This window comes from Amycolatopsis sp. NPDC047767 (assembly GCF_040704195.1).
Taxonomy (GTDB): domain Bacteria; phylum Actinomycetota; class Actinomycetes; order Mycobacteriales; family Pseudonocardiaceae; genus Amycolatopsis.
Window position 1 is genome coordinate 54,201 of record NZ_JBEYSJ010000037.1, and the last position, 25,377, is coordinate 79,577.

The 25,377-nt window shown below is 73.0% G+C and carries 28 protein-coding genes; 12 read left to right on the top strand and 16 right to left on the bottom strand.

From position 1 onward, the window contains the following. Window positions 1-56: 56 nt before the first annotated feature. The 3 genes from AB0878_RS41090 to AB0878_RS41100 are packed head-to-tail and all read left to right on the top strand — an operon-like array spanning window position 57 to window position 3,195. A complete protein-coding gene (locus tag AB0878_RS41090) occupies window positions 57-1,178 on the top strand; it encodes an LLM class flavin-dependent oxidoreductase (protein WP_366587043.1) in 1,122 nt (373 codons plus the stop codon). An 11-nt stretch (window positions 1,179-1,189) separates the two neighbouring features. Next, on the top strand, window positions 1,190-2,530 hold the full coding sequence (locus AB0878_RS41095; protein ID WP_366587046.1) for an NtaA/DmoA family FMN-dependent monooxygenase: 1,341 nt from the start codon (window positions 1,190-1,192) through the stop codon (window positions 2,528-2,530). A gap of 41 nt (window positions 2,531-2,571) precedes the next feature. Continuing rightward, the gene (locus AB0878_RS41100; protein ID WP_366587048.1) at window positions 2,572-3,195 is read left to right on the top strand and encodes a UdgX family uracil-DNA binding protein; all 624 of its coding nucleotides are present in this window, start codon (window positions 2,572-2,574) and stop codon (window positions 3,193-3,195) included. A 35-nt stretch (window positions 3,196-3,230) separates the two neighbouring features. Here the strand turns inward: AB0878_RS41100 and AB0878_RS41105 are convergent, their stop codons facing one another. Next, entirely contained in the window at window positions 3,231-3,623 is a 393-nt protein-coding gene (locus tag AB0878_RS41105; RefSeq protein ID WP_366587050.1) for an STAS domain-containing protein, read from the bottom strand. Window positions 3,624-3,792: 169 nt separating this feature from the next. On the opposite strand from AB0878_RS41105, the gene AB0878_RS41110 reads away from it, so the two are divergent. The 3 genes from AB0878_RS41110 (at window position 3,793) to AB0878_RS41120 (ending at window position 4,732) form a co-directional block, all read left to right on the top strand. After that, window positions 3,793-4,059, top strand: a complete 267-nt coding sequence (locus AB0878_RS41110) for a DUF4235 domain-containing protein (RefSeq protein ID WP_366587052.1) — start codon at window positions 3,793-3,795, stop codon at window positions 4,057-4,059. Between the two features lie 14 nt (window positions 4,060-4,073). Next, on the top strand, window positions 4,074-4,304 hold the full coding sequence (locus AB0878_RS41115; protein WP_366587054.1) for a hypothetical protein: 231 nt from the start codon (window positions 4,074-4,076) through the stop codon (window positions 4,302-4,304). A gap of 263 nt (window positions 4,305-4,567) precedes the next feature. After that, the gene (locus AB0878_RS41120; RefSeq protein WP_366587056.1) at window positions 4,568-4,732 is read left to right on the top strand and encodes a hypothetical protein; all 165 of its coding nucleotides are present in this window, start codon (window positions 4,568-4,570) and stop codon (window positions 4,730-4,732) included. Between the two features lie 366 nt (window positions 4,733-5,098). Here AB0878_RS41120 and AB0878_RS41125 read toward each other — a convergent pair whose 3' ends face one another. The 4 genes from AB0878_RS41125 to AB0878_RS41140 all read right to left on the bottom strand — a co-directional run bounded on the left by AB0878_RS41125 (window position 5,099) and on the right by AB0878_RS41140 (window position 8,950). Then, window positions 5,099-5,836 (bottom strand): SDR family oxidoreductase, encoded by a 738-nt coding sequence (locus AB0878_RS41125; protein ID WP_366587058.1) that lies wholly within the window; start codon window positions 5,834-5,836, stop codon window positions 5,099-5,101. A gap of 26 nt (window positions 5,837-5,862) precedes the next feature. Next, the gene (locus AB0878_RS41130) at window positions 5,863-6,468 is read right to left on the bottom strand and encodes a VOC family protein (RefSeq protein WP_366587061.1); all 606 of its coding nucleotides are present in this window, start codon (window positions 6,466-6,468) and stop codon (window positions 5,863-5,865) included. 96 nt (window positions 6,469-6,564) lie between these two features. After that, window positions 6,565-7,023: a DUF6328 family protein gene (locus tag AB0878_RS41135; RefSeq protein ID WP_366587063.1), complete on the bottom strand. Its 459-nt coding sequence runs from the start codon at window positions 7,021-7,023 to the stop codon at window positions 6,565-6,567. Between the two features lie 223 nt (window positions 7,024-7,246). Next, complete coding sequence (locus AB0878_RS41140; RefSeq protein WP_366587066.1) at window positions 7,247-8,950, bottom strand: hydantoinase B/oxoprolinase family protein; 1,704 nt, start codon at window positions 8,948-8,950, stop codon at window positions 7,247-7,249. A 130-nt stretch (window positions 8,951-9,080) separates the two neighbouring features. Between AB0878_RS41140 and AB0878_RS41145 the strand changes: the two genes are divergently transcribed. Genes AB0878_RS41145 through AB0878_RS41160 form a run of 4 tightly spaced genes read left to right on the top strand, consistent with a single transcriptional unit; the run spans window position 9,081 to window position 13,236 of the window. After that, window positions 9,081-9,659: a TetR family transcriptional regulator gene (locus tag AB0878_RS41145; protein WP_366587069.1), complete on the top strand. Its 579-nt coding sequence runs from the start codon at window positions 9,081-9,083 to the stop codon at window positions 9,657-9,659. Window positions 9,660-9,690: 31 nt separating this feature from the next. Next, entirely contained in the window at window positions 9,691-10,509 is an 819-nt protein-coding gene (locus AB0878_RS41150; protein ID WP_366587072.1) for an enoyl-CoA hydratase/isomerase family protein, read from the top strand. Next, window positions 10,502-11,653 (top strand): CoA transferase, encoded by a 1,152-nt coding sequence (locus tag AB0878_RS41155; protein WP_366587074.1) that lies wholly within the window; start codon window positions 10,502-10,504, stop codon window positions 11,651-11,653. Before AB0878_RS41150 ends, AB0878_RS41155 begins: the two co-directional genes overlap by 8 nt. Next, the gene (locus tag AB0878_RS41160; protein WP_366587077.1) at window positions 11,650-13,236 is read left to right on the top strand and encodes an NAD(P)/FAD-dependent oxidoreductase; all 1,587 of its coding nucleotides are present in this window, start codon (window positions 11,650-11,652) and stop codon (window positions 13,234-13,236) included. The genes AB0878_RS41155 and AB0878_RS41160 overlap by 4 nt, the downstream gene beginning before the upstream one ends. A 4-nt stretch (window positions 13,237-13,240) precedes the next feature. Here the strand turns inward: AB0878_RS41160 and AB0878_RS41165 are convergent, their stop codons facing one another. The 10 genes from AB0878_RS41165 to AB0878_RS41210 form a co-directional block, all read right to left on the bottom strand. Next, entirely contained in the window at window positions 13,241-13,687 is a 447-nt protein-coding gene (locus AB0878_RS41165; RefSeq protein ID WP_366587081.1) for a hypothetical protein, read from the bottom strand. Window positions 13,688-13,801: 114 nt separating this feature from the next. After that, window positions 13,802-15,553: an ATP-dependent acyl-CoA ligase gene (locus AB0878_RS41170; RefSeq protein WP_366587083.1), complete on the bottom strand. Its 1,752-nt coding sequence runs from the start codon at window positions 15,551-15,553 to the stop codon at window positions 13,802-13,804. Beyond that, a complete protein-coding gene (locus tag AB0878_RS41175; RefSeq protein ID WP_366587085.1) occupies window positions 15,550-16,674 on the bottom strand; it encodes a thiolase family protein in 1,125 nt (374 codons plus the stop codon). Before AB0878_RS41175 ends, AB0878_RS41170 begins: the two co-directional genes overlap by 4 nt. After that, complete coding sequence (locus tag AB0878_RS41180; RefSeq protein WP_366587087.1) at window positions 16,671-18,005, bottom strand: MFS transporter; 1,335 nt, start codon at window positions 18,003-18,005, stop codon at window positions 16,671-16,673. Before AB0878_RS41180 ends, AB0878_RS41175 begins: the two co-directional genes overlap by 4 nt. A gap of 92 nt (window positions 18,006-18,097) precedes the next feature. Then, on the bottom strand, window positions 18,098-18,874 hold the full coding sequence (locus AB0878_RS41185) for an IclR family transcriptional regulator (protein ID WP_366587090.1): 777 nt from the start codon (window positions 18,872-18,874) through the stop codon (window positions 18,098-18,100). Window positions 18,875-18,954: 80 nt separating this feature from the next. Next, window positions 18,955-20,577, bottom strand: coding sequence for an NAD(P)/FAD-dependent oxidoreductase (locus tag AB0878_RS41190; RefSeq protein ID WP_366587093.1), 1,623 nt, complete (start codon window positions 20,575-20,577; stop codon window positions 18,955-18,957). Between the two features lie 13 nt (window positions 20,578-20,590). Beyond that, window positions 20,591-20,890 (bottom strand): hypothetical protein, encoded by a 300-nt coding sequence (locus AB0878_RS41195; RefSeq protein WP_366587095.1) that lies wholly within the window; start codon window positions 20,888-20,890, stop codon window positions 20,591-20,593. Next, the gene (locus AB0878_RS41200; protein WP_366587097.1) at window positions 20,887-21,393 is read right to left on the bottom strand and encodes a flavin reductase family protein; all 507 of its coding nucleotides are present in this window, start codon (window positions 21,391-21,393) and stop codon (window positions 20,887-20,889) included. Before AB0878_RS41200 ends, AB0878_RS41195 begins: the two co-directional genes overlap by 4 nt. A gap of 34 nt (window positions 21,394-21,427) precedes the next feature. After that, a complete protein-coding gene (locus tag AB0878_RS41205) occupies window positions 21,428-21,676 on the bottom strand; it encodes a hypothetical protein (RefSeq protein WP_366587099.1) in 249 nt (82 codons plus the stop codon). A 29-nt stretch (window positions 21,677-21,705) separates the two neighbouring features. Further along, window positions 21,706-22,080, bottom strand: a complete 375-nt coding sequence (locus AB0878_RS41210; RefSeq protein ID WP_366587101.1) for a hypothetical protein — start codon at window positions 22,078-22,080, stop codon at window positions 21,706-21,708. 188 nt (window positions 22,081-22,268) lie between these two features. Between AB0878_RS41210 and AB0878_RS41215 the strand changes: the two genes are divergently transcribed. Both AB0878_RS41215 and AB0878_RS41220 read left to right on the top strand, forming a co-directional pair. Continuing rightward, entirely contained in the window at window positions 22,269-23,372 is a 1,104-nt protein-coding gene (locus tag AB0878_RS41215; RefSeq protein WP_366587103.1) for an LLM class flavin-dependent oxidoreductase, read from the top strand. A 24-nt stretch (window positions 23,373-23,396) separates the two neighbouring features. Next, window positions 23,397-24,377 (top strand): AraC family transcriptional regulator, encoded by a 981-nt coding sequence (locus AB0878_RS41220; protein WP_366587106.1) that lies wholly within the window; start codon window positions 23,397-23,399, stop codon window positions 24,375-24,377. 11 nt (window positions 24,378-24,388) lie between these two features. Here AB0878_RS41220 and AB0878_RS41225 read toward each other — a convergent pair whose 3' ends face one another. Continuing rightward, complete coding sequence (locus AB0878_RS41225) at window positions 24,389-25,363, bottom strand: LLM class flavin-dependent oxidoreductase (RefSeq protein WP_366587109.1); 975 nt, start codon at window positions 25,361-25,363, stop codon at window positions 24,389-24,391. Window positions 25,364-25,377: the final 14 nt, after the last annotated feature.

A 25,377-nucleotide genomic window follows, 5' to 3' on the forward strand; every position in this document is an offset into this window, starting at 1 on the left:
CACCCGTGCGTCCCGGCGCACACTGCGAAGGCAGGCCGAGCGGAAAGGACGCGCACATGGCAGGTGGACCCTTGCTCGCCGTCGCACTGGAGGGGGCCGGCTGGCACCCGGCGGCGTGGCGGGAGCCAGCGGCACGGCCGGCCGAGCTGCTCACGGCCGGGTACTGGACCGACCTGGTGCAGGAGGCCGAAGCGGCGAAGCTGGACTTCGTCACCTTCGAAGACTTCCTGTCCCTGCGCACCGACGCGCGCGGCCCGTTCGAGGACCGCACCGACGTCGTGCAGGGCCGGCTCGACGCGGTGCTCATCGCGTCGCGGGTCGCGCCGCTGACCTCGCGCATCGGGCTGGTGCCGACGGCCGTCGTCACCCACACGGAGCCGTTCCACCTGTCGAAGGCCATCGCGACGCTCGACTTCGTCAGCGGCGGCCGTGCGGGCGTGCGTGTGCAGGTGTCGCGCCACGAGGAGGAGTACCGCAACTTCGGCCGGCGCGAACCGGCCGACGAGGCGGACCTGTTCGACGAGGCCGCCGACTACGTCGAGGTGCTGCGCCGGCTCTGGGACAGCTGGGAGGACGACGCGGAGATCCGCGACGTCGCCACCGGCCGGTTCGTCGACCGCGAGAAACTGCACTACATCGATTTCGAGGGCCGCTGGTTCTCGGTGAAGGGCCCGTCGATCACGCCCCGGCCGCCGCAGGGCCAGCCGCCCGTCGCCGCCCTCGCGCACAACGACCGGGCCTACCGGCTGGCCGGCAAGGCCGCCGACCTCGTGTACGTGACACCGCAGGACCGGTCGGACGTCACGAAGATCCGCGCTGCCGTGGACGAGCGGCTGCGCGTGTTCGCCGACCTCGTGGTGTTCCTCGACGAAAAGCCGGGCGCGGCCGCCGATCGCAAGGCGCGCCTCGACGACGTCGCGGGCGCCGAATACACCTCCGACGCGCGCGTGTTCACCGGCACGTCCGCCGAGCTCGCCGACCTGCTGCTCGACTGGCACGCCGCCGGCCTGACCGGGTCCCGCCTGCGGCCGGGCGCGCTGCCCGACGACCTCACCGCCGTCACGCGCGGCCTCGTGCCCGAGCTGCGCGGGCGCGGCGCGTTCCGCCACGACTACGAAGCCGCCACGCTGCGGGGCCTGCTCGGCCTGCCCCGCCCCGCGAACCGCTACGCCGCCTGAGGAGGGACCCGATGACCGAGCCGAAGCAGATCCACCTCGCGGCGCACTTCCCGGGCGTCAACAACACCACCGTGTGGAGCGACCCGGAGGCGGGCAGCCACATCGAGTTCAGCTCGTTCGTGAAGCTCGCGCAGACGGCCGAGCGCGCCAAGTTCGACTTCTTCTTCCTCGCCGAAGGCCTGCGGCTGCGCGAGCAGAACGGCCTCATCTACGACCTCGACGTCGTCGGGCGCCCCGACACGTTCACGGTGCTCTCGGCGCTCGCCGCGGTCACCGAACGGCTGGGGCTCGCCGGCACGATCAACTCGACGTTCAACGAGCCGTTCGAGGTGGCGCGCCAGTTCGCCTCGCTGGATCACCTTTCGGCCGGGCGCGCGGCGTGGAACGTCGTGACGTCGTGGGACGCCTTCACCGGCGAGAACTTCCGCCGCGGCGGCTTCCTGCCGCAGGACCAGCGGTACTCGCGCGCCGAGACGTTCCTGCGCACGGCCTGGGAGCTGTTCGACTCCTGGCGCGGTGACGAGGTCGTCGCGGACAAGGCGAGCGGCCGCTTCCTGTCCGACGCCCACGCCGGCGCGTTCTCCCACCACGACCAGCATTTCACCATCGACGGCCGCTTCCCCGTGCCGCGCGGGCCGCAGGGCCGCCCGGTCACCATCCAGGCCGGCGACTCCGACGAGGGCCGCGAGTTCGCCGCCGCCACGGCCGACGCCATCTTCAGCCGCTACGGCACGCTCGAGACCGGCCGGCCGTTCTACCGCGACGTGAAGGGCCGCCTCGCGAAGTACGGGCGCACACCCGACCAGCTCGTGATCATGCCCGCGGCGACCTTCGTCCTCGGCGACACCGACGCCGACGCCCACGAGAAGGCCCACGAGGTGCGGCTGCAGCAGGTCAGCGAGCAGACGGCGATCAAGTTCCTCGAACAGCTGTGGAACACCGACCTGTCCGAGCACGACCCGAACGGCCCGCTGCCCGACTTCGACCCCGTCGTCGGCGAGGACCTGATCTCGAAGGGCCGCGCCAGCGTGCGGATGTACCGCGACCCGCTGGCCACGGCCAAGGAATGGCGCCAGCTCGCGGAGGCCAAGAACCTCACCGCGCGCGAGGTCATCATCGAGGTCACCGGGCGCCAGACGTTCATCGGCTCCCCGACGACCGTCGCGACCGCCATCAACGACCTCGTGCAGAACGACGCCGCCGACGGCTTCATCCTCGTGCCCCACGTGACGCCGGGCGGGCTCGACGAGTTCGCCGACACCGTGGTGCCCCTGCTGCAGGACCGCGGGGTGTTCCGGACGGAGTACTCGGGAACGACGCTGCGGGACCACCTGGGGCTTTCGCTGCCCTGACCCCGCGTGTACCGGCGACTCCGGGCGGGTACCCGGCGGCCATGCCGACGACCCGCCCGGACGGCGCCGCACCGCCGGACACCGCCGACCTCACCCGCCTGCGCCGGGCGGCCGCGGACTGCACGGGATGCGGCCTCCACCGCGCGGCCACACAGACGGTCTTCGGCGAGGGACCGCGGCACGCCGAGATCCTGGTCGCCGGCGAACAGCCCGGTGACCAGGAGGACCGGCAGGGCAAACCGTTCGTCGGCCCTGCGGGCAGGCTCTTCGACGAGGCGCTGAACGAAGCCGGCTTCGAGCGCGAAGCCTTGTACGTCACCAACGTCGTGAAGCACTTCAAGTTCACCGAACGCGGCAAGCGGCGCATCCACGCGAAGCCTTCGCGCCCGGAGGTCGTCGCGTGCCGGCCGTGGCTGCTCGCCGAACTGCGCGCGGTGCGGCCGCGGCTGCTGCTCCTGCTGGGCGCCACGGCCGCCCAGTCGGTGTACGGGCCGTCGTTCCGCATCACCCGGCGGCGCGGTGAACCGCTGGCGCCGCCCGACGAGTACGCCGGCCTCTTCGACGTCGCGTTGGCCACCGTGCATCCGGCAGCGGTGTTGCGCGCGCCGGATCGGGAGGCGGCGCGGGCGGAGTTCGTCGCCGACCTCCGGAGCGCCGCGCGGTGACCTCCGGGCGCGCGGCCCCGAAATGACTTCCGCCGTCAGGAGCGCAGCCGCGCAACGATCCCCAGCCACGCCTTCGCGTCGGCCAGGTCGTGGTGGATCTGCAGCACGCGGTCGAGCCCGAGCATCCTCAGGGGGCGCAGCACGGCGAGCCGGGCGGTGACGATCGCGTAGGGCACCGCCGCGGCGCGGGCGGCCTCGTGGGCGCGGACGAGGGTGCTGATGCCGTCGGAGGAGCAGAAGGTGACCTCGCGCAGGTCGATGAGCAGCACGTGGGGCCCGAGTTCGAGCTCCACGGCCAGCTGCCCGGCGAGCCGGCCGGCGATCGTCGCGTCGACGTCGCCGCGGACGGCCACGGTGGTGTTCTCGGCGGTGGCGACCACGACGACGACCGGCGGGTTCACGGGGGCGTCCCGAAGGGGTTCCGCCACGGCAGGCCTCCCTCCACGCATCGGGCGGAGACGCAGGCCAGGCCGGTCTCCGGAGTCCTCGGCACGGGCCGGGACGACGGCAGACGGCTTCTGGTTGAACCGCGGTCACCGAAGCTTACGCGGTCACGGCCGAGCTTGGGTCTCGCTCGGTCCGGGGTACCCGGCCGGGATGAAGAGGACGTTGTACAAACCGTTGAACTTCGCCGTCAGCGCGCTCGGCGGTCTCGTCGCCGGCCAGGTCTTCAAGCTGCTGTGGCAGCGCGTCTCCGGCGAGGACGACGCCCCGAGCGCGACGGACAAGCACCGCAGCTGGCAGGAGATCCTCATCGCCGCGGCCGTGCAGGGCGCGATCTTCGGCGTGGTGGAGGCCGCCGCGGAACGCGCCGGCGCCGTCGGCTACGAAAAGGCCAGCGGCGAATGGCCCGGCGACGACTGACCCCGGGAGCCACCGTGGACGACGAACAACTCACCCCCGGCGCCCACCCCGCCGCCGACGAGGACTCGAGCGGCAACCGCCCGCCGCCGGCACAGCGGAACGACCGCGACACGCCTCTCGAGGACGAGCACGGCCGGTCCCGCCGCGGCCACCCGGGCGGCTCGGAGAACTTCCGCGGCGACCTGGATCCGAGGCGAAGGGTCGCTCGCGGTGAACGCGGTTCACCGAAGCACCGCCCCACCTGATCGTGATTGTCCACATCGGACGTCCACTGAGCTGAGCTCGCCGGAACCCGCTGGCCTTCAGGGGTGCGGGCCGGATGGGGCACTTCAGGATCGGCGAGGGGCGGCGGACATCCGGGCGTCGCCGTCGGTCTGCCGCCCCCGGGGCGATCGGGTGCCGGCCGGATGCGCAACCCCTCACCTTCCGGGTGAAGCGGAGTCGCGTTTGCTTGCCGCGGGGGCGGGTATCCGGAATCGTTGTGGGGCAATAGAGAACGGAGGCGCCAATGACCATGGCCGAACAGGAGATCCGACAACAGCCGGACGCGGACGCCGAACCCACGTCACGCACTGCCGAGCTGCCGGGGCAGAACCGCTGGGAAGCGGGTAACGAGATCCGGATCGCCGCGCAGCGCGCCGGACGTGAGTGGCAGCAGCCGGAAACCGACTGACCTGCCGTTTTCGGCCACTCCCCCGTCCCCGAGCATCACTTCGGTGTGGCCCGATCACCCCTCGGCGGACCGACCTCGACCCGTGCGCGACACGGTGCGGAGCCGGCGCGGCCTGGCCGAACGGGCACGTCCGGCTCGGCACGACCAGGGCCGCAACGACGTACGGTGGCGGCCGCCCACGAAGCGGCCGCACCGGCTCCGGCGCCGAGCCTCACGAACTGCCTTCCGGCCGGTTGATCGGCACCGATCCCGAGCTCGTCGCGCCAGACGGCGTCGAACTCCTGGGCCTCGCCACCACGGCTCGACAGTCCTCAATGGACTCGCAGCCGAATCCGCGGGAACTGAGCCTTGCCCACCGCGCCCGGCTCAGAACGCGAACTGCTGCCCACCATCGATGTCATACGTGGCACCCGTCAGCGCCGTGTTGATCATCAGGTGCACCGCCAGCGCCCCGACGTCCACCGGGGTCACGACCCGGCCGATCGGCAACGTGGCCCGCAGTTCGGCGCGCCGGTCGTCCAGCCCCTCTCCCAGCAGGGACGCGGACAACGGCGTGTCCACGAACCCCGCGGCGATCAGGTTCACGCGCACCGGCGCGATCTCCAGGGCGAGCGTCGCCGCGAACGGGGGCAGGGCGGCGGTGGCCGAGGACACGATGCCGAGCGCGCGGCTCACCCGCCGGCCGCCGGTGCCGCCCATCAGGACGAGTGAGCCGCCCGGAGGCATCTTCGGGGCGGCGTTGCGGGCGGCTTCGAGGCCGACCACCAGGTGGTCGCTCAGCGCGTCGCGGATCTCGGCCGCGGTCATCTCCAGCAGCGGCCCGTAGTGCGGCGCGCCCGCGGTGATCATGACGTGGTCGACGGCGGCCAGACCCCGGAAGAACGCGGCCATCGCCGCCGGGTCGGTGGCGTCGAAGGCCGCGGTGTCCTGCGCGCCGACGTCGGCCGCGGCCTTGCCGAGCTTCTCCGGACTGCGCCCGGTCAGCACGACCTGTGCGCCCTCTGCCCGCGCGAGCCGCGCGGTCTCCAGGCCGATCCCCGCGCTGCCCCCGATGACGACGACCGTCTGGCCCGCCAGACCCCGCCCGCGCTCGACGTCCGCCATCCGTCCTCCGTGGTCGTGACAAGCCCTCAGAGCGGCAGTACCGTGCCCGCCTGCTCCGCCACCATGTACCGGCTGTACCAGTCCGGCCAGTTCGCGTCGGCCTCGCCGGTGCGTTTCTCGTGCTCGCCGTGCGCCACCGACGCGCGGCGCATCGCGTCGGCCAGGTCGGTCACCGACGCGAACGACGTCTCCGCCGCGTCGACCCGCCCGGGCAGCCGGGTGGTGATCTCCTGCAGCTGCCACTGGTTCCCGTCGGGATCGGCGAACGTGGCCTGCGACCGGTAGCTGGTGCGATCCGGGTCCAGGCCGGGCTCCGGTCCCTCCGGGCCGAAGTGGAAGATCTCGCTCACGGTCACGCCGGCGGCGACCAGGGCGGCGCGCGTCGCCTCGATGTCGGAGACGACCGCGTACCCCTTCGCCGACCCGGGTTTCGCGTCCGTGAGGTTCGAACCGAACTGGACCGAGCACGGCGACCCGTGCGGGGTCAGCTGCACGACCCACGGCGGCGTCTCGTCGAGCCGCCAGCCGATTCCCGTGTAGAACGCCTTGGCCCGCTCGACATCCGCGACGGGGATCACGAGCACCTCGACCTTCATGTCGACGTTCTCGAGCCCGCTCTCCGAAGTGGTCATCCCGCCTCCCGTGGCAACGCAGGCGCCCCAGCGTAGCCGGTGCGCCCCGGAGCGGGCCCGGCATTGAAAATGTCCCCACCGATCGGGTTCGGCCGCTCACCCGCGTTTGAGCGAACGCGGCATGACACCCCAGAAGACGACGAACAGCAAGAACGCGAAGCCGGCCACGCCGAACATCGCCGCCGCACCGTAGACGACCTTCGCGATGAGCGCGACCGTCACCGTGATGGCCAGCGCCAGGCACGCCAGCCCGGCGACCACCACGCGGTTGCCCACGGCCACGATGTGCTCGCGGCTGCCCGTCCGGAACAGCAGCCGGTGCCAGGCCGCGGGCGCGGTCAGCAACGCCGTCGCCGCCACCGCGAGCACGACGGCCGCCATGTGCAGGCCCTTCTCGAACCCGCTCGCCTCGCGGAACAGGGACGTGAACACCACCGAAAGCAGGAACCCGAAGAGGATCTGCACCCCGGCCTGGGCCACGCGCAGCTCCTGGAGGAGCTCGTTCACATTCCGCCCGAGCTTCTCGTCGCGGGTCTCGCCGGAGTGCTCCGTCACCTGTCCGAGTGTAAGCAGGACCGGCGAAGACGGCAGCGCACGCCAAAGTTTCACCGGCGGCGGAAGGGGTAGTCGAATTTCAGGCGCGGCTCGCGGTCCCAGCCAAGCCGCGCCGACCGGGCGTCGCCGGTCCACGAGGTCGGCGACGCCCTTCCACCTGCCCGGAGAACGCGGGATTCCCGCACCGTCCACATCGGCCGGTGCGGGAATTCCCGTTACCCCGTCAGGGAATCTCGCTCCCGCCCGGGCTCGGGCGCCGGGTCGCGGTGAGCGCCTCCAGGTCCACCGTCACGCCGTACACGTCGAGTGCCTCCTCCACGGAGAGCAGCTCGTCCCGCACGTCGCGCAGCACCGCCTCGACCGGACGGTCCACAGGGGACCCGTGCCCACCGCCGCCGGCCGTGCGGAGGGTGACCGTGGGTGCACCGGCGTCGAACGGCAGCGCCCCCAGCCGGGCCGAGGTCTCGGACACCGGCACGGCAATGCCGTCGATCCGTGCCTCGGTCGGCTGGGCCGCGAGGCCGCCCGCGAGGCCGAACGGCGGGTGGCTCTGCTGGTGACACCCGGCCGCCAGGGTGAGCCCGCTGCCCGCCCGCGGCGGCCGCAGCGTGACCACCTGCCCGTGCCCGCCCCGGAACCGGCCCGCGCCGGCCGTCCCCGGTGCCAGTTCCTTCCGCCCGATCCGCGCCCCGGTGGTGGTTTCGTAGATCTCGACCGGGATGCTCGACGAGCTCGTCGGGTAGCAGATCGCGTCGACCCCGTCGCCGCCGTGGCCCGCGCCCAAGCCGCCGCCGGTGAAGGCGAGCGAGCTGACGGCGACGTCGTGCGCACCGGTGCCGATGAGCCGCAGGCTGCTCTTGAACTCGCCCGCCGCCGGGATCCGCTCGGGCAGCACGCCCGCGAGCGCGCCCTGCACCAGCGGGATGACGTGCCAGCCGACCTTGGTCCGGTCGTTCACCGACGCCGGGTGCACGGGGTTGAGCACCGAGCCGGACGGCGCCTGCACCCGCACCGGGCGGAACAGGCCCTGGTTGCTCGGGATCTGCGGGGTCAGCAGGCAGTTCAGCGCGTACGTGGTGCGCGCGGTCGTGAACGTCAGCGTCGAGTTGATCCCGCCGTGGGGGTGCTGCGGCGGCACGCGCACGTAGTCGACCAGCAGGTCACTCCCGGACACGACCAGCTCGACCCCGAGCGTCAGCTCGCCGTCCAGCTCGTCGAACGTCAGCTCGAACGGGTAGGTGCCGTCCGGAATGGACTCGATGGTCGCGCGCATCGCCTTCTCCGCGCGGGACTGCACGGCGTCGGACAGCTGCTGCAGGTCGTCGAGGCCGTACTCGTCGAGCAGGTCGACGGTGTGGGTGGCGGCCACGGAGTTCGCGGTCACGATCGCGTTGATGTCGCCGATCACCAGCTCCGGCGTGCGCACACTCCCCCGCAGCGTGGAGAACACCGCGTCGTTGCGCACACCCGCGTCGTACAGCTTCAGCGGCGGGAAGTACACGCCCTCCTCGTAGACGCTGCGGGCCTCGGACTGGTTGAGCAGGCCGCCGATGTCGCTCACGTGCGCGATGGACCCCGCGAACCCGACCACACGGCCGCGCTTGAAGAACGGCGTCACCACGGCCACGTCCGGCAGGTGCCCGGCGCCGATCCACGGGTCGTTGGTGAACAGCACGTCGCCCTCGCGCAGCGTTTCGGCGGGGAACGTCTCCAGCAGCGCCGCCGTGAGGTGCGGCAGGGTGAGGTTGAACGTCGGGTTGCTGGTCACGGCGTGGGCGACGGACCAGGCGCGGGCGTCCATGATCTCGCAGCCGAGGTCGTTGCCGGTGGACACGACGGTGCTGAACGCGGTGCGCCGCAGCACCGTCAGCATCTCGTCGGCCAGCGTCACGAGCCGGCCCCACACCACTTCGAACCAGGTGACCATGGCGTACCCCTCGATAGTTCCAACTGGTTGGTTTAATCTGCGTTCAAGACTAAACCAACTGGATGGTTTAAAACCTAGCCACGGTCGCGGCCGATTGTCAACCAGCCAGTTGGTTTATTACGCTGGCCCCATGACGTACGACTCGGACGCCACCCGCGCCCGCCTGCTGGAGGCGGCCCACGACGAGTTCGTCAAGCGCGGCCTCGCCGGTGCCCGGGTCGACCGCATCGCGGCCGCCGCCTCGGCCAACAAGCAGGCCATCTACGCGTACTACGGCTCCAAGAACGCCCTCTTCGACGCCGTTCTCGACGCCCGGCTGGGCGTGCTCGCCGACCTGGTCCCCTTCACGCCCGACGACCTGCCCGGCTACGTCGGCGCCTTGTTCGACTACCTCGTCGCCGAGCCGGCGGTGATGCGGCTCATGCAGTGGAAGGCGCTGGAGCGCCCCGACGCGTCGGCCGCGGAGGTGCGTGCCCACGTCGACAAGGCCGCGGAGATCTCCGCCGAGCACGGCGTCGACGAGGAGGAGGGTATCGACGTCCTCATGCTCACCCTCGCGCTCGCGCAGTCCTGGAACCTCACCCCGCCGGAGATCCGCTCCCCCGGCGGCCATGCGTCGGCCGCCCGGCTCAAGCGCCACCGGAAGGCGGTGTTGCGCGCGACCGCGGCCGTCGTGGCCGAGCTCCTGGGCGCCGACGGTGCAGACTGAGCCCTGATCACCCACGAGCGGAGGGAGCGGCATGAGCCGGTACGCGCGTTTCGAGCACCTGAGGGTCGACGGGCCGGACGAGGACGGCGTGGTCGAGCTGGTGCTGGACGGGCCGAACCTCAACGCCGTGAGCGAAGCCGCACACGGCGACCTGGCCGAGATCTGGCGCGAGTTCGACCGCGATCCCGCGGTGAACGCGGTGCTGCTGCGCGGCGAGGGCAAGGGGTTCTCGGCCGGCGGCTCGTTCGACCTGGTCGAGAAACTGACCACCGACTTCGAGGCCCGCTCGCGCACGATGCGGGAGGCGCGGGACCTCGTCTACAACATCATCGACTGCTCGAAGCCGATCGTCTCGGCGATCCACGGCCCGGCCGTCGGCGCGGGCCTGGTGGCCGGCGTGCTCGCGGACGTGTCGGTGGTCGCCAAGACCGCGAAGATCGTCGACGGGCACACGCGGCTCGGTGTCGCGGCCGGGGACCACGCGGCGATCTGCTGGCCGCTGCTGTGCGGGATGGCGAAAGCCAAGTACTACCTGATGACCTGCCGGCCGATGACCGGCGAGGAGGCCGAGCGGATCGGCCCCGTTTCGCTGTGCGTGGACGAAGAGGCGGAGCTGCTGCCGACCGCGCGCGACCTGGCCCGAGAGCTGGCCCTCGGCGCGCCGAACGCGATCCGGTGGACGAAGCAGAGCCTCAACGCGTGGTACCGGCAGATCGCGGGCGCGATCTTCGACTCCTCGCTGGCGCTGGAGTTCTACGGGTTCGCCGGGCCGGAGGTGCGCGAAGGCCTGGCGTCGCACCGGGAACGCCGCAAGCCCGACTTCACCGGCCGGGGCGGTGCGGATGCCTGAGGCGCTGCTCGACGGACTGCGGGTGGTCGAGATCTCCAGCTACGTCGCCACTCCCCTGTGCGGCATGACCCTGGCCCAGCTGGGCGCCGACGTCGTGCGCGTCGAGCCGCCGGGCGGCGCGCCCGACCGCACGCGCTGGCCGCTGGCCGGCTCGGGCACGAGCCTGTACTGGACCGGGCTCAACAAGGGAAAACGCGCGATCACAGTGGACTTCGCGTCCGAAGTGGACCGGCAGCGGCTGGCCGAGCTGATCGTCCACGGTGGACCGTGCGTGGTCGTCACCAACACCGACCGGCATCCCGAGCTCACGCACGCCGCGCTGTCCGCCCGGCGTCCCGACGTGATCCACGCGCTGCTGGAAGGCCGCTCCGACGGCGGCGCCGCCGTGGACTACACCGTCCAGGCGGCCACGGGGTTCCCGCTCGTCACCGGCCCGGCCGACGTGCCCGGGCCGGTGAACCACGTCCTGCCCGCGTGGGACCTCGCCGCCGGCCTGTACCTGGCGACGGGCCTGCTCGCCGCCGAGCGCCGCCGCCTGCGGACCGGCCGGGGCGCGTCGTTGCGCGTCGCGCTGGAGGACGTCGCCCTCGCCACCGCGGGCAACCTCGGTTACCTCGCCGAAGCCCAGGTCACCGACCACGAGCGCACCAAGTCCGGCAACGACATCCACGGCACCTACGGCCGTGACTTCACCACGGCCGACGGGGTGGCGGTCGTGGTCGTCGTCCTGACCGAACGCCACTGGACGAAGCTGCTGGCCGCCACGGGCCTCACCGCCGCCTTTGCCGCGCTGAGCGAGTCCCTCGCGATCGACTTCTCCGGCGAAGCGGCCCGCTTCGAACACCGCGACCTGATCTCGGCGCTGCTCGCCCGCTGGTTCGCCACCACGCCGTACGCCGACGCCGCCAAGGCCCTCGACGCCCACCGCGTCCTGTGGCAGCGCTACCGCACCTTCGCCGAGATCGGCCGCGACCCGGCGCTGGCGGACGACGATCTCTTCGCGCCCCTCGACCAGCCTGGCGTCGGCCCGCACCTGGCACCGAAGTCCCCCCTCGTCGTCGACGGCACGCGTGCCGACCCGAGCCCCGCGCCGTCGGTCGGGGAGCACACCGCGGAGGTCTTCGGAACGGAGCCGGACCGTTGAGCACCTACGACGCGATCGTCATCGGCGGTGGGCACAACGGACTCGTCGCGGCGCTGTACCTCGCGAAGGCCGGGTGGTCCGTGGCCGTCGTGGAGCGCAACGGCAGCGTGGGCGGGGCGATCGCGAGCGGGGAGGTGACGCTGCCGGGGTTCGAGCACGACCTGTACTCGACGAACCAGAACCTGTTCCTCGGTTCCGCCGCGTACGCCGACTTCGGCGCCGACCTCACGCGGCTCGGCCTGAAGTTCCGGGTCACGCGCCGGCCCTACGCCAACGTCTTCCCCGGCGGGCGGAGCCTGCGCGTCCACCACGACCACGCGACGACGCTCGAAGGCCTCGCCGCGCATTCGCCGGCGGACGCCGACGGGTTCGCGCGCCTGTACGCGGTGTACCAGCGGTTCGCGCCGCACCTGTTCGCGCTCTACGGCTCGGCGCTGCCGTCGAAAGCCGCCGTCCTGGAGATCGCGCGGCTGGTCCGCAAGCAAGGGGTCAGCGGTGCGCTCGACCTGGCCCGGACACTGCTGATGAGCACCCGCGAACTCGGCGAAACCTGGTTCGCGACCCGCGAAGCCCAGGCGATGGCCGCGTGCTGGGGCCTGCACCTCGACTTCGCGCCGGACGTGAGCGGGGGCGCGATGTTCCCGCTGCTGGAGCTGTTCGCCGACCTCGACAACGGCATGTCCGTCGTCGAAGGCGGAGCGCGGCGGCTCCCGGAAGCGCTCGCCGCGCTGCTGGTCGAGCACGGCGGCGAAGTCCACACAGGACTCGAAGTCGACGGCGTGGTGCGCGAGAACGGCCGGGCCGTCGGCGTGCGGACGGCGGACGGCACGCGGTTGCGGGCACGGCGCGCGGTCGTGGCCAACGTGGGGCCACGGGCGTTGTACGGGAAGCTGCTCGACGACGTCCCCGAAGACCTCCGGCACAAGGCGGGGAACTTCACCTACGGCCCCGCCACGCTCATGCTCCACCTCGCCCTCGACGGCCCTCTCCCCTGGGCCGCCGGCGAAGACCTCGCCGAGTTCGGTTACGTCCACGCCGCGCCCTACGTCGACGACCTCGCCCGGACCTACACCGAGGCCCAGGCCGGCCTCCTGCCTGCCGACCCGCTGCTGGTCGTCGGCCAGACCACGGCCGTCGACCCGACGCGGGCGCCGGCCGGAAAGCACGTCGCGTGGCTGCAGGTCCGCACCGTGCCGTCGATGATCCGCGGCGACGCGGCCGGCACGATCAGCGCGACGACCTGGCCCGAAGCGGCCGAGCCGATGGCCGAACGCGTGCTCGCGAAGCTCGAGCGGTACGCACCGGGCGCGTCGGCCCGGATCGCGAGGTACGCCGTGCACACGCCCCAGGACCTGGAAGCGGCCAACCCGAACCTCGTCGGCGGCGACAGCGCCGGCGGCAGCCACCACCTGCCGCAGAACTTCCTGTTCCGCCCGCTCGGCTGGGGCCACCACGGCTACCGCACCGCCGTCGACGGCCTCTACCTCACGGGCGCGGCGACCTGGCCAGGCGCCGGCACCAACGCGACGTCCGGCCGGCTCGCCGCCCAGCGCGTGCTCCGGGACGCGAAGCGCCGCCGCTGACGGTTCACGCGCGGTCCTTGTTCACCACGCGCAGCACCAGCCACTGGTCGAACCAGGCCCCCACGGTCGTCACCACGAGCATGACCAGGCCGAGGATCAGGTGGGTGTAGCTGTGCAGCGGCGCGACGCTGTCGGTCAGCCGCGTCAGGGCGAGCTGCACCAGCAGCCGCGCCACGAACAGCGTCGCCACCAGGCCCATCGCCTGCTTGCGGCGCCACACCGCGCGCAGCAGCTGCCGGCGCCGCGCCAGCATCGTGGACCACAGCACCAGGTGGACCGCCACCACGACGAGCGGCAGCAGCGCCACCCACGGGTACCGGTCCTGGAACTGCACGGTGAGGTCCCCGCTCGCCGCGAGCAGACCCACGAGCGCGAAGTACCACGCCGGCAGCCCGGTGATCCGGCCCTGCGGCAGCTGCTGTGTCTCGGGGATGAAGTCCGTCTTCAGCATCGGGTTCTCCTTCGTGTGCCGATGCGTCGAGACTCCCGGAACCGGCCCCGGCGAAGATCGACCGCGCGAACGAACCTCGGCGGCCACCTCATACCTCCGGACGAGACGCGCGGTTCACCGCCGGAGCCGGTAGCCCGCCGCCTCGCGGTCCCACGTGCCGTCGGTGACTCCGCGGGCGCGCAGGGCGGCTTTGCGCACCTTGCCGTTCTCGGTCAGGGGCAGCGAGTCCACGAGGTCGACGTACCGCGGGATCGCGAAGTACGACAGCCGTGGTTCGCACCACTGGACGAGCTGCAGCGGCGTCACCTCCGCGCGGGTCACGACCGCGGCCATCACCTCGTCCTCGGCCAGCTCCGACGGCACGGCGAACGCCGCGACGGCCGCGACGGCGGGGTGTTCGCCCAGGACCTGCTCGACCTCCAGCGACGAGATGTTCTCGCCCCGGCGGCGGATGCTGTCCTTCACGCGGTCGACGAACCGCAGCCGGCCGGTGCCGTCGCGCACCACGCGGTCGCCCGTGTGGAACCAGAGGTCGTGCCAGGACGCGGCGGTCGCGGCGGGGTTGCCGAAGTAGCCGGTGGCGAAGGCGTACGGCAGGCGTGAGCGGCACAGCAGCTCCCCCGCCTCGCCGTCGGGGACGTCGAGCCCGGCGGCGTCGACCACGCGCGCCTCGTAGTCCGGCAGCACCACGCCCATCCAGCCCGGCCGCTGGGCCGACACGTGGGCGCCGACCATCATGTTGGTCTCGGTCGACGCGTAGCCCTCGATCAGCCGCACGCCGAAACGCGCGTGGAACCGCTCGTGGGACACGGGCGGGGTCGCCGGTGCCAGGGCGATCCGCACCCGGTGCCGGCTGTCCACTTCGGACTCGGGGGCGGCCAGGAGCATCTGCACCATGGCGCCGAGGACGTAGGTCACCGTCGCCCCGCACGCGGCCGCCTCGGCCCAGTAGCGCGACACGGAGAACTTCGCGCCGAACACGATCCGCGCCCCGGTCAGCAGGGCCTGGAAGAACGCGGTGAGCGCGTTGATGTGGAACAGCGGCAGGCACGTGTAGAGCACGTCGTCCGCGCCGAGCTCCAGGCATTCGCCGACCCCGACGCCGAACCAGAAGAACTGGGCGTGCGGGCAGCACACGCCCTTGGGCAGGCCCGTGGTGCCGGAGGTGTACAGAATGGCCAGCGTGTCGCCGGGCGCGGCGTCGACCGGCGGCACGGCGTCGGCGAGCGCGGGGTGGTCCGGGCCGTCGAGCACCCAGACCTGCGCCAGCGTCTCGGGTACGTCGAGATGCTCCAGCGCGGTGACGAGGTGCGGCTCGGCGACGAGCACGCGCGCGCCGGAGTCGGCCAGCGTGTGCCGCAGGCCCGCGCCTCGCAGGGCGGTGTTCAGCGGTACGGCGATCGCCCCGAGCCACGCGCAGCCGAGCACGATTTCCAGCAGCTCCAACCGGTTCCCGCACAGCAGCGCGACCCGGTCCCCGGCCACGACCCCGCGGCGCTGGAGCATCCCCGCCGCCCGCGCGGCGCGGTCCGCGGTGTCCCGGTAGGTCCACGTGACCTCGCCGCAGACGACCAGCGGCCGGTCCCCGTACAGCTCGGCCTGCCGGGTCAGCAGCTTCGGCACGGTGCACGCGCCGGGCCACAGCGCCCGCAGCGACTCCGAGCGGTCCGGCAGCCGGTGGGCCGCCGGCACCCACGCCGTGCCGGGGCCTTCCGGTGCCGCCGTCATGCGGACCTCGGCACCCGGTTCCTCTTCGCCCTCGAGCCGGCCGACGACCACGGCCCCGGCGCTGGTGCGCAACGTCGCCACCCGGACGCCGTTCGCCTCGGTCACCTGCTCGACCCGTGCGGTCGGCGTTTCCGTCATCGTTTCCCCTCCAGGATCGTGGCGTTGGCGCAGGCGCCGTAGCGGTGCAGGACCATCCCGTAGCCGGTCACGAGCGCGTGCCGGGCTGGCACCTGCCGCTCGCCCGCACGGCCGAGCAGCTGCCGCACGGCCTCGACGAGCCCGTGCAGCCCGGCGGCGGCTCCCGCCTGTCCGGCCGAGAGCTGGCCCCCCGACGGGTTCAGCGGCCAGTGGTCGACGGCGAGCCGCTCGTGCAGCAGCCGGCCCGGATCGGGTGCGAGCCCGAGGTCCTGCAGTTGCGCCAGGGCCATCACCGGGTAGTCGTCGTAGACGCAGGCGAGGCCGACGTCGGCCGGCCCGAGCCCCGCGTCCGCCCACAGCCGGTCGGCGATCAGGTGGTGGCCGGTGTGCAGCCCGTCGCCCTGCTGTCCGTCGTGGTTGTGGCTCGCCCCGAACGCGCGCACCTCGGCCCGGGCGCCCCGTCCGGCGGCGGTGACGACCACGGCGTCGGCGCCCGTAACCACCGGCACGCAGTCGTAGCGGCGCAGCGGCGGAGCGACGACGGGCGCCGCCAGGTACTCGTCGAGCCCGAGCGGCGCGCGGTAGACGGCGCCGGGGTTGCGGCCGGCCCACGACCGCTGCGAGATCGGCACCTGCGCGTAGTCCTTCTCCGTCAGGCCCGTGGCCCGCATGTGCCGCTGGGTGAGCATGGCGAACAGCGCGTTCGGCCCCGAAAGGCCCAGGGGCGTCAGGGTTTCCGCGGTGGCGCGGTTGTAGTTCGCGACCAGTGCGCGGAACGCCGCGCGGTCGAGGTGGTCGCCCGCGACCAGGACCACCGTCCGGGCATCCCCTGCCTCGACCGCCCGCACCGCGTGCTGCAGGAGGTTGAGCCCGCTCGCGCCGCCGTGCGGGTCTTCCATGAGCCAGCGCAGCCGCAGCCCGAGCCGCCACGCCAGGTCGATCGCGTGGTCGGGCGCGAGGGTGAAGCTGGCGACGCCGAGCCCGTCGACATCGTCCGGCTGCAGAGCGGCTTCGCGCAGGACCCCGTGGAACGCGGCGGTGAGCACCTGCTCGGTGGTCGTCCCCGGACCCGCGTGGCGGGTGTAGGGGTGTTCGTACGCGGCGACGACGGCGGCGGTCATCGGGCGAGCTCACTCGACCGCGCGGGCTCGGGTTGCCCGATGGCGTCCAGGTCGCGGGCCCGCGTTTCCGGCGCCCACGCGAGCGCGGCGACCGTCAGCAGCCCCAGCAACCCGAGGTAGGCGGCGACCGGCCACCACGAACCGCTCCACGCGAGGAGCACCGTCGCGATGAGCGGCGACAGGCCGCCGGCGAGGACCGACGCGAGCTCGTGGCCGAGCGCGACCCCGCTGTAGCGCACGCCGCTCCCGAACAGCTCGCTGAAGAAGCTCGCCTGCGCGCCGATCATCGCGCCGTGGCACGCGGCGTTGGCCACCACGATGGCCAGCCACACCAGCCAGGTCTCCCGGGTGTGCAGCAGCGCGAAGAACGGGGCGGCCCACACGATCATCGCGATCGCGCCGCCGAGGTACACCGGCCGGCGGCCCACCCGGTCGGTCAGGGCTCCCCACAACGGCATCGCGATCGCTTCGAGCAGTTCGCCGAGGATCACCCCGACCAGCGTCACCCACTGCGGAATGCCGATCTGGCCCGCGTAGGTGAGCACGAAGACCAGGAAGATGTAGCTGCCGCCGTTCTCCGCGAGGCGGGCGCCGAAGGACACCACGACGGCGCGCGGGTGCTTGCGGATCGCGGCGAGCACGGGGAACCGCTCGGTCTCGTGGCGCCGCTGAACCCGGGCGAACGACTGCGTCTCCAGCACGTTCATCCGGATCACCAGCCCGACGACCATGAGCACGACCCCGACGAGGAACGGGATCCGCCAGCCCCACGACTGGAACGCCTCCGCGCTCGTGGTCCCGCTCAGCAGCGCGAACACCGCGGCGCTGAGCACGAACCCGATGCTGACGCCGCTCTGGCCCAGCGCGCTCTGCATGCCGCGCCGTTTCGGATCGGCGTTCTCGCTGATCAGCAGCACACCGCCACCCCACTCGCCGCCGACCGCGATGCCCTGGACGATCCGCAGCACGGTCAGCAGGATCGGGGCCCACAGGCCGATCTGCTGGTACGTCGGCAGCACGCCGACCAGCGCCGTCGTGAGGCCCATCACCGTCAGGGTCGTCACGAGCATCGCGCGCCGGCCGATGCGGTCGCCGAAGTGGCCGAAGACGATGCCGCCGATGGGCCGCGCGGCGAAGCCGAGCGCGTAGGTGCCGAACGCGGCGATCGTGCCGGCGATCGGGTCCACGGCCGGGAAGAACAGCTTGTTGAACACGATCGCGGCGGCGGTGCCGTAGAGGAAGAAGTCGTACCACTCCAGGGCATTGCCGACCAGGCCCGCCAGCACGACGCGGCGCATCGACTGCCGCCGTGGGTGAAGAGAGTCCGCCATTGGTCCTCCTCGGGTGCCGGGACGGCGCGCGTCCCGATGGGGAGCGGCCATGGTGCTCCGGCGCCACGGCGGGCAGAAGGGCAACGGTCCAGTCAGCGGAACGCTTGTGCCTGGGCGCCGCGGAGCCGGCGGGTCAGGGCGGTGCAGGCGAGCCGCAGCGCCGCGGAGAACCGGCCGATGTCCAGCCGGTCGCCCGGGGCCACGATGCTCAGTGCCGCGACCACCGTCGCGTCGGACCAGACCGGGGCCGCGATGGCGCCGTAGCCAGGAGCCGGCTCGATGTGCGACACGGCGTAGCCGCGGCGGCGGATCTCGGCGAGCTCGGCCCGCAACCGGGGCTCGTCGAGCGGCGGCTGCGTTTCGGGACCGGTCGTGGCACAGAGTTCGTCGACGCGCTCGGGCGGCCCGAACGCGAGAATCGCCTTGCCCGAAGCCGCCGAGTGCGGGGGAACGCGGCCGTCGAGCTGCGTGACGACGCGGCCTCGGCCCCGGCTGCCGACGTACTTCTCGGTGAACAGCATCCCGCCCTGGCCGGGCACGACCAGCAGCACGGTCTCCTGCGTGACGTGCGCCAGATCGTCGAGGAACGGCGCGGCGACCACGCGCAGCGAACGGTGCGCGGGCGCGCGCTGGCCGAGTTCGTAGAGCCATGTGCCGAGGCGGTAGCGGTGCCCGTCGCGTTCCAGCAGCTCGCATTCGACGAGCTCCTGTACGAGCCGGTGCACCGTCGCCTTCGGCAGGCCGCTGCGGCGGGCGAGCTCGCTGATCCCGAGCGCGGACGAGCTCGCGTCGAACGACCGCAGGATCGCCCGCGCGCGGCGCAGCACCGCCTTCGCGGGCGCGGTCCCGGAGGGTTCACTGCCCGCCATGCCGCCTCCCCGCCTGCCGCCGTGATCGCTGATGCCAGGTCGGTTTCCCGGCCGTCGCACCCGTCGTCACGGGCCACTGTTCAGGAGCGCGAGCCCCTGAGCCACGACGTCAGCGTGGCCTTCGCCGTCTCCGCGCGCGACGGGTTCGTGAGGCTCTGGGCGACGAGGTGGCCGGAGCCGCCGCCGAGGCCGGCGCCCGGGTGCGTCGACGCGCCGATGTGCCACAGGCCCGGCACCGGAGTGCGGTGGTGGGCGGCGCTGGGCAGCGGGCGCCAGAGGAAGCTCTGGTCGACTTCGGCGGCGCCGCCGTACGGATCGCCGGCGACGGCGTTGACGTTCGCCGCTTCGAGATCGGGCGGGGTGATCACATCCACGGCCAGCACTTTCTCCCGCAGCCCGGGCGCGTGCCGCGCGATCCGGTCCAGCACGCGGTCGGCGTAGGCGGTGGCGAGCCGGGACGTCCAGCCGCCGGTGACGTCGAGCTCGCCCGCCGCGTCGCCGACCGGGGCGAACGGCGTTTCCTGCAGCTGCAGCCACAACGCGCCCGCGCCCGCGGGCACGCGCGACGGGTCGAGCAGGTACTGCTGGCCGACCACGATCGTCGGGCGGTCCGGCAGCAGGCCTGCTTCCGCCTGGGCGCAGGCGATGCCGGTGCTCGCGGAACCGTCGGAGACGTGGACGAGCGGGATTTCGCGCAGCCGCTCGTCACGCCAGTCCGGCGGCGCGGAGAGAGCGACGTGGATCTGCAGCTCCGCGCGGCCGTAACGGAACCGCCGGGCCTCGTCGGTGACCTGCTCGGGCACGGACCCGGCCGGCAGCAGCTCGCCGTACAGCGCCGTCGGCGTCACCGACGCGACGACCGCCCGCGTGGCCCGCAGCGTCTCGCCGCCGGCCACGACTCCGACCGCGCGTCCGCCCTCGACGAGGATGCGCTCGACCGGCGCGCCCGTGCGGATCTCCACGCCCCGGGCTTCGAGCAGCGAGCGGAACGCCTCGACGAACCGCCCGGCCCCGCCCTCGACCACGGGCAGGCCGAACCCGTGCATGGTGGCGGCCAGCACGGGCACGAGGAAACCGCCCGAAGCCTGGTCGGGCGCGAGGCCCGCGTGCAGGAGCCACGGGATCCACAGGTGGTCGACCTCGGAGCCGGTGAACTCCCGCGCGCACCACGAACGGCCGCTGCTCACGAAGTCACGCAGCCAGCGTTCGGTGCCCGCGCGGCCGAGGCCACGGGCGAGCCCGCCGACGTGCTTGAACAGCAGAGGCGAGCGCAGCTCCGAGCCCATCAGCCCGCCGACCGGGCCGGCGTGGTCCAGGAAGTCCTGCAACGCCTTCAGGTACCGCGCGCGGTCCTCGGCGTGCGCGAACCCGGCCGCGGTCTGTTCGGGATCGCGGTGCGCGACCACGGCGTGGCCGTCGTCGCCGATGCTCGCGACGAGCGGGCCGTCGGCGTTGCGGTAGACCAGCCCGTGCCGGTGCAGCTCCTCCCCCAGCGCCGCGTAGGCCCCGCCCGAGACGAACAGCGGGTGCCAGGAGGAGAACGTGTCGTGCACGTAGCCCGGCAGCGTGCGTTCCTCGCTCGCGATGAACCCGCCGAGCCGGTCGTTGCGCTCCACGAGCGTCACCGACCAGCCGGCGCCGGCCAGCTCGGCCGCCGCGACCAGGCCGTTGACGCCACTGCCGATCACGATCGCGTCCGGCATCCGCTTCCCTTCGTCACGCCAGGTGGGCCCGCACCGACTCCTGCCGCGGATCGGTCCAGCCCTTGCTCGCAGCGTAGGCGATCATCTTGCCGAACGCCTGCGTCCACTGTGGATCGTCATCCGGCCCCGCACCCCGCAGCCACGCCACCGACAGCCACGCGTGCCCGTCGGCCGCGGTGCCGGCTGCGGCCCCGCGCAACGCCGCGTCGACGCCGGCTTCGGTGACCCCCTCGGCTCGCTCGACCGACAGCGAGGTCAGCTCCCCGGCTTCGACCACCGTCGGCCGGCGCTCCGCACTGATGACGACCTTCACGCCTTCTCCTCCCGTGCGACCTGCTTTGGCAGGTGCGTTCCGAACGCCCGGTTGTGGTCGGTCAGCGGCTCGTCCGGCCGCGGCACCGCCGACGTGACCTGCGCGAACACGACGACGTGGTCGCCACCGCGCACGAGCTCGGCCACGGTGCGGGCCGGCCGGCCCGCGCCGGGCAGCCCGTCTTCCAGGGGCCACCCGACGCCGGCGAACTCGTCGTCGCCCTTGCCCGCGAAGGCCAGGGCGAGGCCGGCGTGCTCGCGCGTGAGCACGTTGATCCCGAGCCGGCCCGGACGCCGCACGCGGGCCGGCAGCCGCGAACCGGTGTCCAGTGCGACGCTGACCAGCGGCGGATCGGCCGACAGCGCCGCGAACGCGCTGACCGTCGTGCCGTGCGGCACCCCGTCGTGCAGCGTCGCCACGATGGACACCGGTGCGCACATGCCCGCCATAGCCTCGCGGAACAGCCTGCCATCGACGCCGGGCGCTCCCGTGGTCACGCTCATGACACTCCTCTCCGAGCGGCGTCCCGAGTCTGCCTCACCCGCCCGTGGTGAGCGCGACGATCGTGGTGAACGCCTCTCGCCGAAGCGCGCGATGGATTCGTCTTTCCCGCCCGGCGTCCGGTTCGGTCAGGCAGATCGCCGCGAGGGCGAGCCGTTCGTCGGCCGGGGTGGGTTCGAGGGCCACCGAGCAGCACCACAGTCCGTTGTGGACTTCGCCCCGCTCGAAGTGCAGCCCGTGCTTCACCCCGGTCTTGATCACGCTCTTGAGCTCGGCCGGGTCCACCGGCGGCTGTCCCGCGAGGCGGGGCGCGGCTAGGCTTTCGCGCGCAGTCCGTCCACGAGTTCGTCGGCGGCGCGGTGATCTTCCTCGGTGGCCGCGAAAGTCGACGTCGCCTTGGTGTACGAGCGGGTCAGCTGGAGGATCTCGATCGTGTAGTCGTCGAGGATTTCCCGGTGGCCCAGCGCTTCCACGGCCCGGTGCTCGGGGTCGTCGTACCAGGCGCGCATGTGCTCTTCGGTCTCGAAGTACGCGATGGCCAGCTCCCGCCCGTCCGGCACGGCGAGCTTGTGCAGGGCGACGAATCCCGGCATCGCGCAGGCCCGCTCGAACATGCGTGCTCCGATCGTGGCGTACTCGTCGTTCTGCCACTCCGGCTTGACCTTGCCCCAGAAAAGCGCGACGTACATTCCGTACCTCCTGCGAACGGGTCCACGGTGACCGCCCGCGAGCGTATAGCACCTGTGCCGACCGTCACAACTACGCTATGGCGAGGCCGCGCGATCCGGCCATCGCCCTCGCGTTCCGGATGGCCGCGGGCCGGCGGCGGGATGAGACTTCCGCACACCACATCGGCACCACACCCCGAGGAGGGGCCATGGTCAAACCCGTCGCCGACGGCAAAGGGTTCAAGCTGGGGCTGTTCTCGGCCAACTGCTCGTCCGGGCTGGCCGTGACCAAGATCCCCGAGCGCTGGTCGGGCAGCTGGGAGGACAACCTGCGCCTGGCCGGGCTGGCCGACGAGGTCGGGATCGACTTCCTGCTGCCCATCGCGCGCTGGATCGGCTACGGCGGCGAGACCAACTTCCACGAGGGTGTGCTCGACCCGACCACGCTCGCGGCGGCGCTGCTCGCCCGCACCAAGCGGATCACGGTGTTCACCACCGTGCACACCGCGTTCAACCACCCCGTGGTCGTCGCCAAGCAGCTCGCCACCGCCGACCTCGTCGGGTCCGGCCGCGCGGGGATCAACATCGTCGCCGGCTGGAACGAGCCCGAGTACCGCGCGCTGGGCGCGGACCTGCCGGCCGAGCACGACGCCCGCTACGCGCTGGCGCAGGAGTGGTGGGATGTCGTCCGCCGGATCTGGACCGAGAACGGCCGGTTCGACCACGAAGGCCGGTTCTTCAGGCTCGAGGGCGTCGAGGGGATGCCGAAGCCGCACGACGGGCCGCTGCCGGTGCTCAACGCCGGCTCGTCGAAGCAGGGCCGCGGCTTCGCGGCGCGCAACGCGGACGTCGCGTTCACCATCGTCGGCGGGCCGGAGGACGGCGCCGGGATCGTGCGGTCCGTCCGCGCCGAGGCCGAACGCGAGCACGGGCGCCAGGTCGGCGTGTTCACCCTCGGCCACGTCGTCTGCCGCCCGACGCGCGCCGAAGCCGAGGAGTACCTGCGCTACTACGCCGACGAGCAGGCCGACTGGGCCGCCGTCGACAACCTCATGCGGCTGCAGGGCCTGCACGCGCAGTCGTTCACGCCGGAGATGCTGGAGACCTTCCGCGCGCGGTTCGCCGCCGGTCACGGCAGCTGCCCGCTGATCGGCACGCCCGACGAGGTCGCCGACGGGATCGCCGCGTTCCACGAGGCCGGGTTCGCCGGGATGACGCTGTCTTTCGTGGACTACGCGGGCGAGCTCGGCTACTTTGCCCAGGAAGTGCTGCCGCGCCTCGAGGCCCGCGGAATCCGGGCCCCTGCCGGCTGACGGGACGCGAGAGGGGAGCCGCCGGTGACCGGGTTCCCGCCGAGCTCCGGAGACGGCACGCTGCTCGCGCCGTCCCGGCGTTCCACCCGGCTCACCGACCTGCGCGATCGCGTACAGGACGTGACGGTCGTGCACGAGATCGAGCCGCGCCGCGGCCGCCCGGACGGCACCGTCGCCGTGGCGGGGCTCGGCGCGCTGAACCTGGTCGTGGTCCGCTACGGCGCCCAGGTCACCGTGGACGCCTTCCCCACCCGCAACCGGTTCGCGCTCACCGTGCCGCTCGGCCCGATGTGGGTCTCGGCGCCCGAGGTCGCCGGCGAAGTGCTCACGTCCGGCTTCGCCCTCGCCGGCGACGCGCACACGGTCATGCGTCCCGACCCGCACGCCGGCGCCCTGGTGCTGTCCACGCGGATGTCCCGGGTCGAGGAGCACCTCGGCACCCTGCTGGGCCGCCCGCCGCGTACCGCGCTGCGGTTCCTGCCGCCGAACGCCCCGGCGGCGGGACCGGCCGCGTTGCTCGACTCCGCGTGGCGCACCGCCTGCCTCGCCCTCGCCGACGCCCGCGCGCCGCTCGGGCCGGCCGTGCTGCGCGCGCTGGAGGACCAGCTGCTCACCGCGGTCCTGCTCGGCCTGCCGCACACATCGTCGGCCGAGCTGCTCGACGGCCCCGCCGACGAACCGGCCGACGTGGTCGAGCGGGCCCGCGCGTGGCTGGAGGAGCACCACGCCGAACCGGTGACCGTCGCCGACCTCGCCCGCGCGAGCGGCCTCGGGCCGCGCCAGCTGCAGGCGCACTTCCGCCGCCGGCTCGGCACCACACCGACCGCTCTGCTGCGCGACATCCGGCTCGGCCGGGCGCACCGGGCACTGCTCGGCGCCGACCGGACGGTGGCCGAGATCGCGCACTCCTGCGGGTTCACGCACCTGAGCCGGTTCGCGCAGGAGTACCGCGCGCGCTACGGCGAGCTGCCCTCCGAGACGGCCCACCGGCGACGGCCGGTCTGACCACAGTGGACTCAGTCGCGGTGCGCCGGCCGCAGGCGGTCCACGACGTCGGCGACGAGCTCGTACGAGCGCCGCCGGTCCGCGTGGTCGTACCCGGGCGTGGTGATCATCAGCTCGTGCGGGCCCGTCCGGTCGACCAGGCCCTGCAGCCGCTCCCGCACGGTCGGCGGTGAGCCCACCACGAGGTGTCCGCACTGCGCCTCGAGCTCCGCGCGGTCGGCGTCGGTGTACGGGTGTGCGGCGGCCGTTTCCGGGTCCGGCAACAGGATCCGGCGGCCGTGGTGCCGGCTGAGGATCTTCAGCCGCTCGGGTCCCGCGAGCCACTGCGCGCGCTCGTCGGTGTCCGCCGCGATCACGGCCACGCTCAGCAGCGTCGGGCGCACGGTGATCTCGCGGTACGCGCGCAGTGCTTCGAACGCGTCGCGGGCGTTGAGGTGGTGGGCGAATGCGTAGGGCAGCCCGAGCCCGGCGGCCACCCGCGCGCCGGCCACGCTCGACCCGAGCACCCAGGCCTCCGGCGTGTTGCCGATCGCGGGGACCGCGCGAACGGATCCCTCGCCGGCGAAGTAGCCCAGCAGCTCTTTCACTTGCTCCGCAAAGCTTTTCGCCGCACGTTCGCGGTCACTGCGTACCGCGTCGGCGGCCGCGCGGGGACCGCCGAGCGCCCGTCCGAGCCCGAGGTCGATGCGGCCCGGGTGAAATGCCGCCGGCGTCCCGAACTGCTCGGCCACCACGATCGGCGCGTGGTTCGGCAGCAGCACCCCGCCGGCGCCCACGCGGATCCGGCTCGTCGCGGCCGCGAGCCGGCCCACGACCACCGCCGGCGCCGAACCGGCGACGCCGCGCATGCCGTGGTGCTCCGGCACCCAGTAGCGGTGGTACCCGAGCCCGTCGGCGAGCACCGCGAGGTCCACGGTGCGGCGCAGGGCCTCGGCCGCCGTGGACCCCGCCACGATCGGGGAGGTGTCGAGCACCGAGACGCGCACCCGTCCTGCCTACG

Coding starts and splice junctions, on each gene's coding strand:
- AB0878_RS41180 (WP_366587087.1), bottom strand. CDS start 18,005: ATGGCGGACTCTCTTCACCCACGGCGGCAGTCGATGCGCCGCGTCGTG.
- AB0878_RS41130 (WP_366587061.1), bottom strand. CDS start 6,468: ATGACCACTTCGGAGAGCGGGCTCGAGAACGTCGACATGAAGGTCGAG.
- AB0878_RS41165 (WP_366587081.1), bottom strand. CDS start 13,687: ATGCTGAAGACGGACTTCATCCCCGAGACACAGCAGCTGCCGCAGGGC.
- AB0878_RS41150 (WP_366587072.1), top strand. CDS start 9,691: ATGAGCCGGTACGCGCGTTTCGAGCACCTGAGGGTCGACGGGCCGGAC.
- AB0878_RS41090 (WP_366587043.1), top strand. CDS start 57: ATGGCAGGTGGACCCTTGCTCGCCGTCGCACTGGAGGGGGCCGGCTGG.
- AB0878_RS41170 (WP_366587083.1), bottom strand. CDS start 15,553: ATGACGGAAACGCCGACCGCACGGGTCGAGCAGGTGACCGAGGCGAAC.
- AB0878_RS41145 (WP_366587069.1), top strand. CDS start 9,081: ATGACGTACGACTCGGACGCCACCCGCGCCCGCCTGCTGGAGGCGGCC.
- AB0878_RS41100 (WP_366587048.1), top strand. CDS start 2,572: ATGCCGACGACCCGCCCGGACGGCGCCGCACCGCCGGACACCGCCGAC.
- AB0878_RS41140 (WP_366587066.1), bottom strand. CDS start 8,950: ATGGTCACCTGGTTCGAAGTGGTGTGGGGCCGGCTCGTGACGCTGGCC.
- AB0878_RS41185 (WP_366587090.1), bottom strand. CDS start 18,874: ATGGCGGGCAGTGAACCCTCCGGGACCGCGCCCGCGAAGGCGGTGCTG.
- AB0878_RS41125 (WP_366587058.1), bottom strand. CDS start 5,836: ATGGCGGACGTCGAGCGCGGGCGGGGTCTGGCGGGCCAGACGGTCGTC.
- AB0878_RS41095 (WP_366587046.1), top strand. CDS start 1,190: ATGACCGAGCCGAAGCAGATCCACCTCGCGGCGCACTTCCCGGGCGTC.
- AB0878_RS41190 (WP_366587093.1), bottom strand. CDS start 20,577: ATGCCGGACGCGATCGTGATCGGCAGTGGCGTCAACGGCCTGGTCGCG.
- AB0878_RS41110 (WP_366587052.1), top strand. CDS start 3,793: ATGAAGAGGACGTTGTACAAACCGTTGAACTTCGCCGTCAGCGCGCTC.
- AB0878_RS41155 (WP_366587074.1), top strand. CDS start 10,502: ATGCCTGAGGCGCTGCTCGACGGACTGCGGGTGGTCGAGATCTCCAGC.
- AB0878_RS41175 (WP_366587085.1), bottom strand. CDS start 16,674: ATGACCGCCGCCGTCGTCGCCGCGTACGAACACCCCTACACCCGCCAC.
- AB0878_RS41215 (WP_366587103.1), top strand. CDS start 22,269: ATGGTCAAACCCGTCGCCGACGGCAAAGGGTTCAAGCTGGGGCTGTTC.
- AB0878_RS41210 (WP_366587101.1), bottom strand. CDS start 22,080: ATGTACGTCGCGCTTTTCTGGGGCAAGGTCAAGCCGGAGTGGCAGAAC.
- AB0878_RS41200 (WP_366587097.1), bottom strand. CDS start 21,393: ATGAGCGTGACCACGGGAGCGCCCGGCGTCGATGGCAGGCTGTTCCGC.
- AB0878_RS41120 (WP_366587056.1), top strand. CDS start 4,568: ATGACCATGGCCGAACAGGAGATCCGACAACAGCCGGACGCGGACGCC.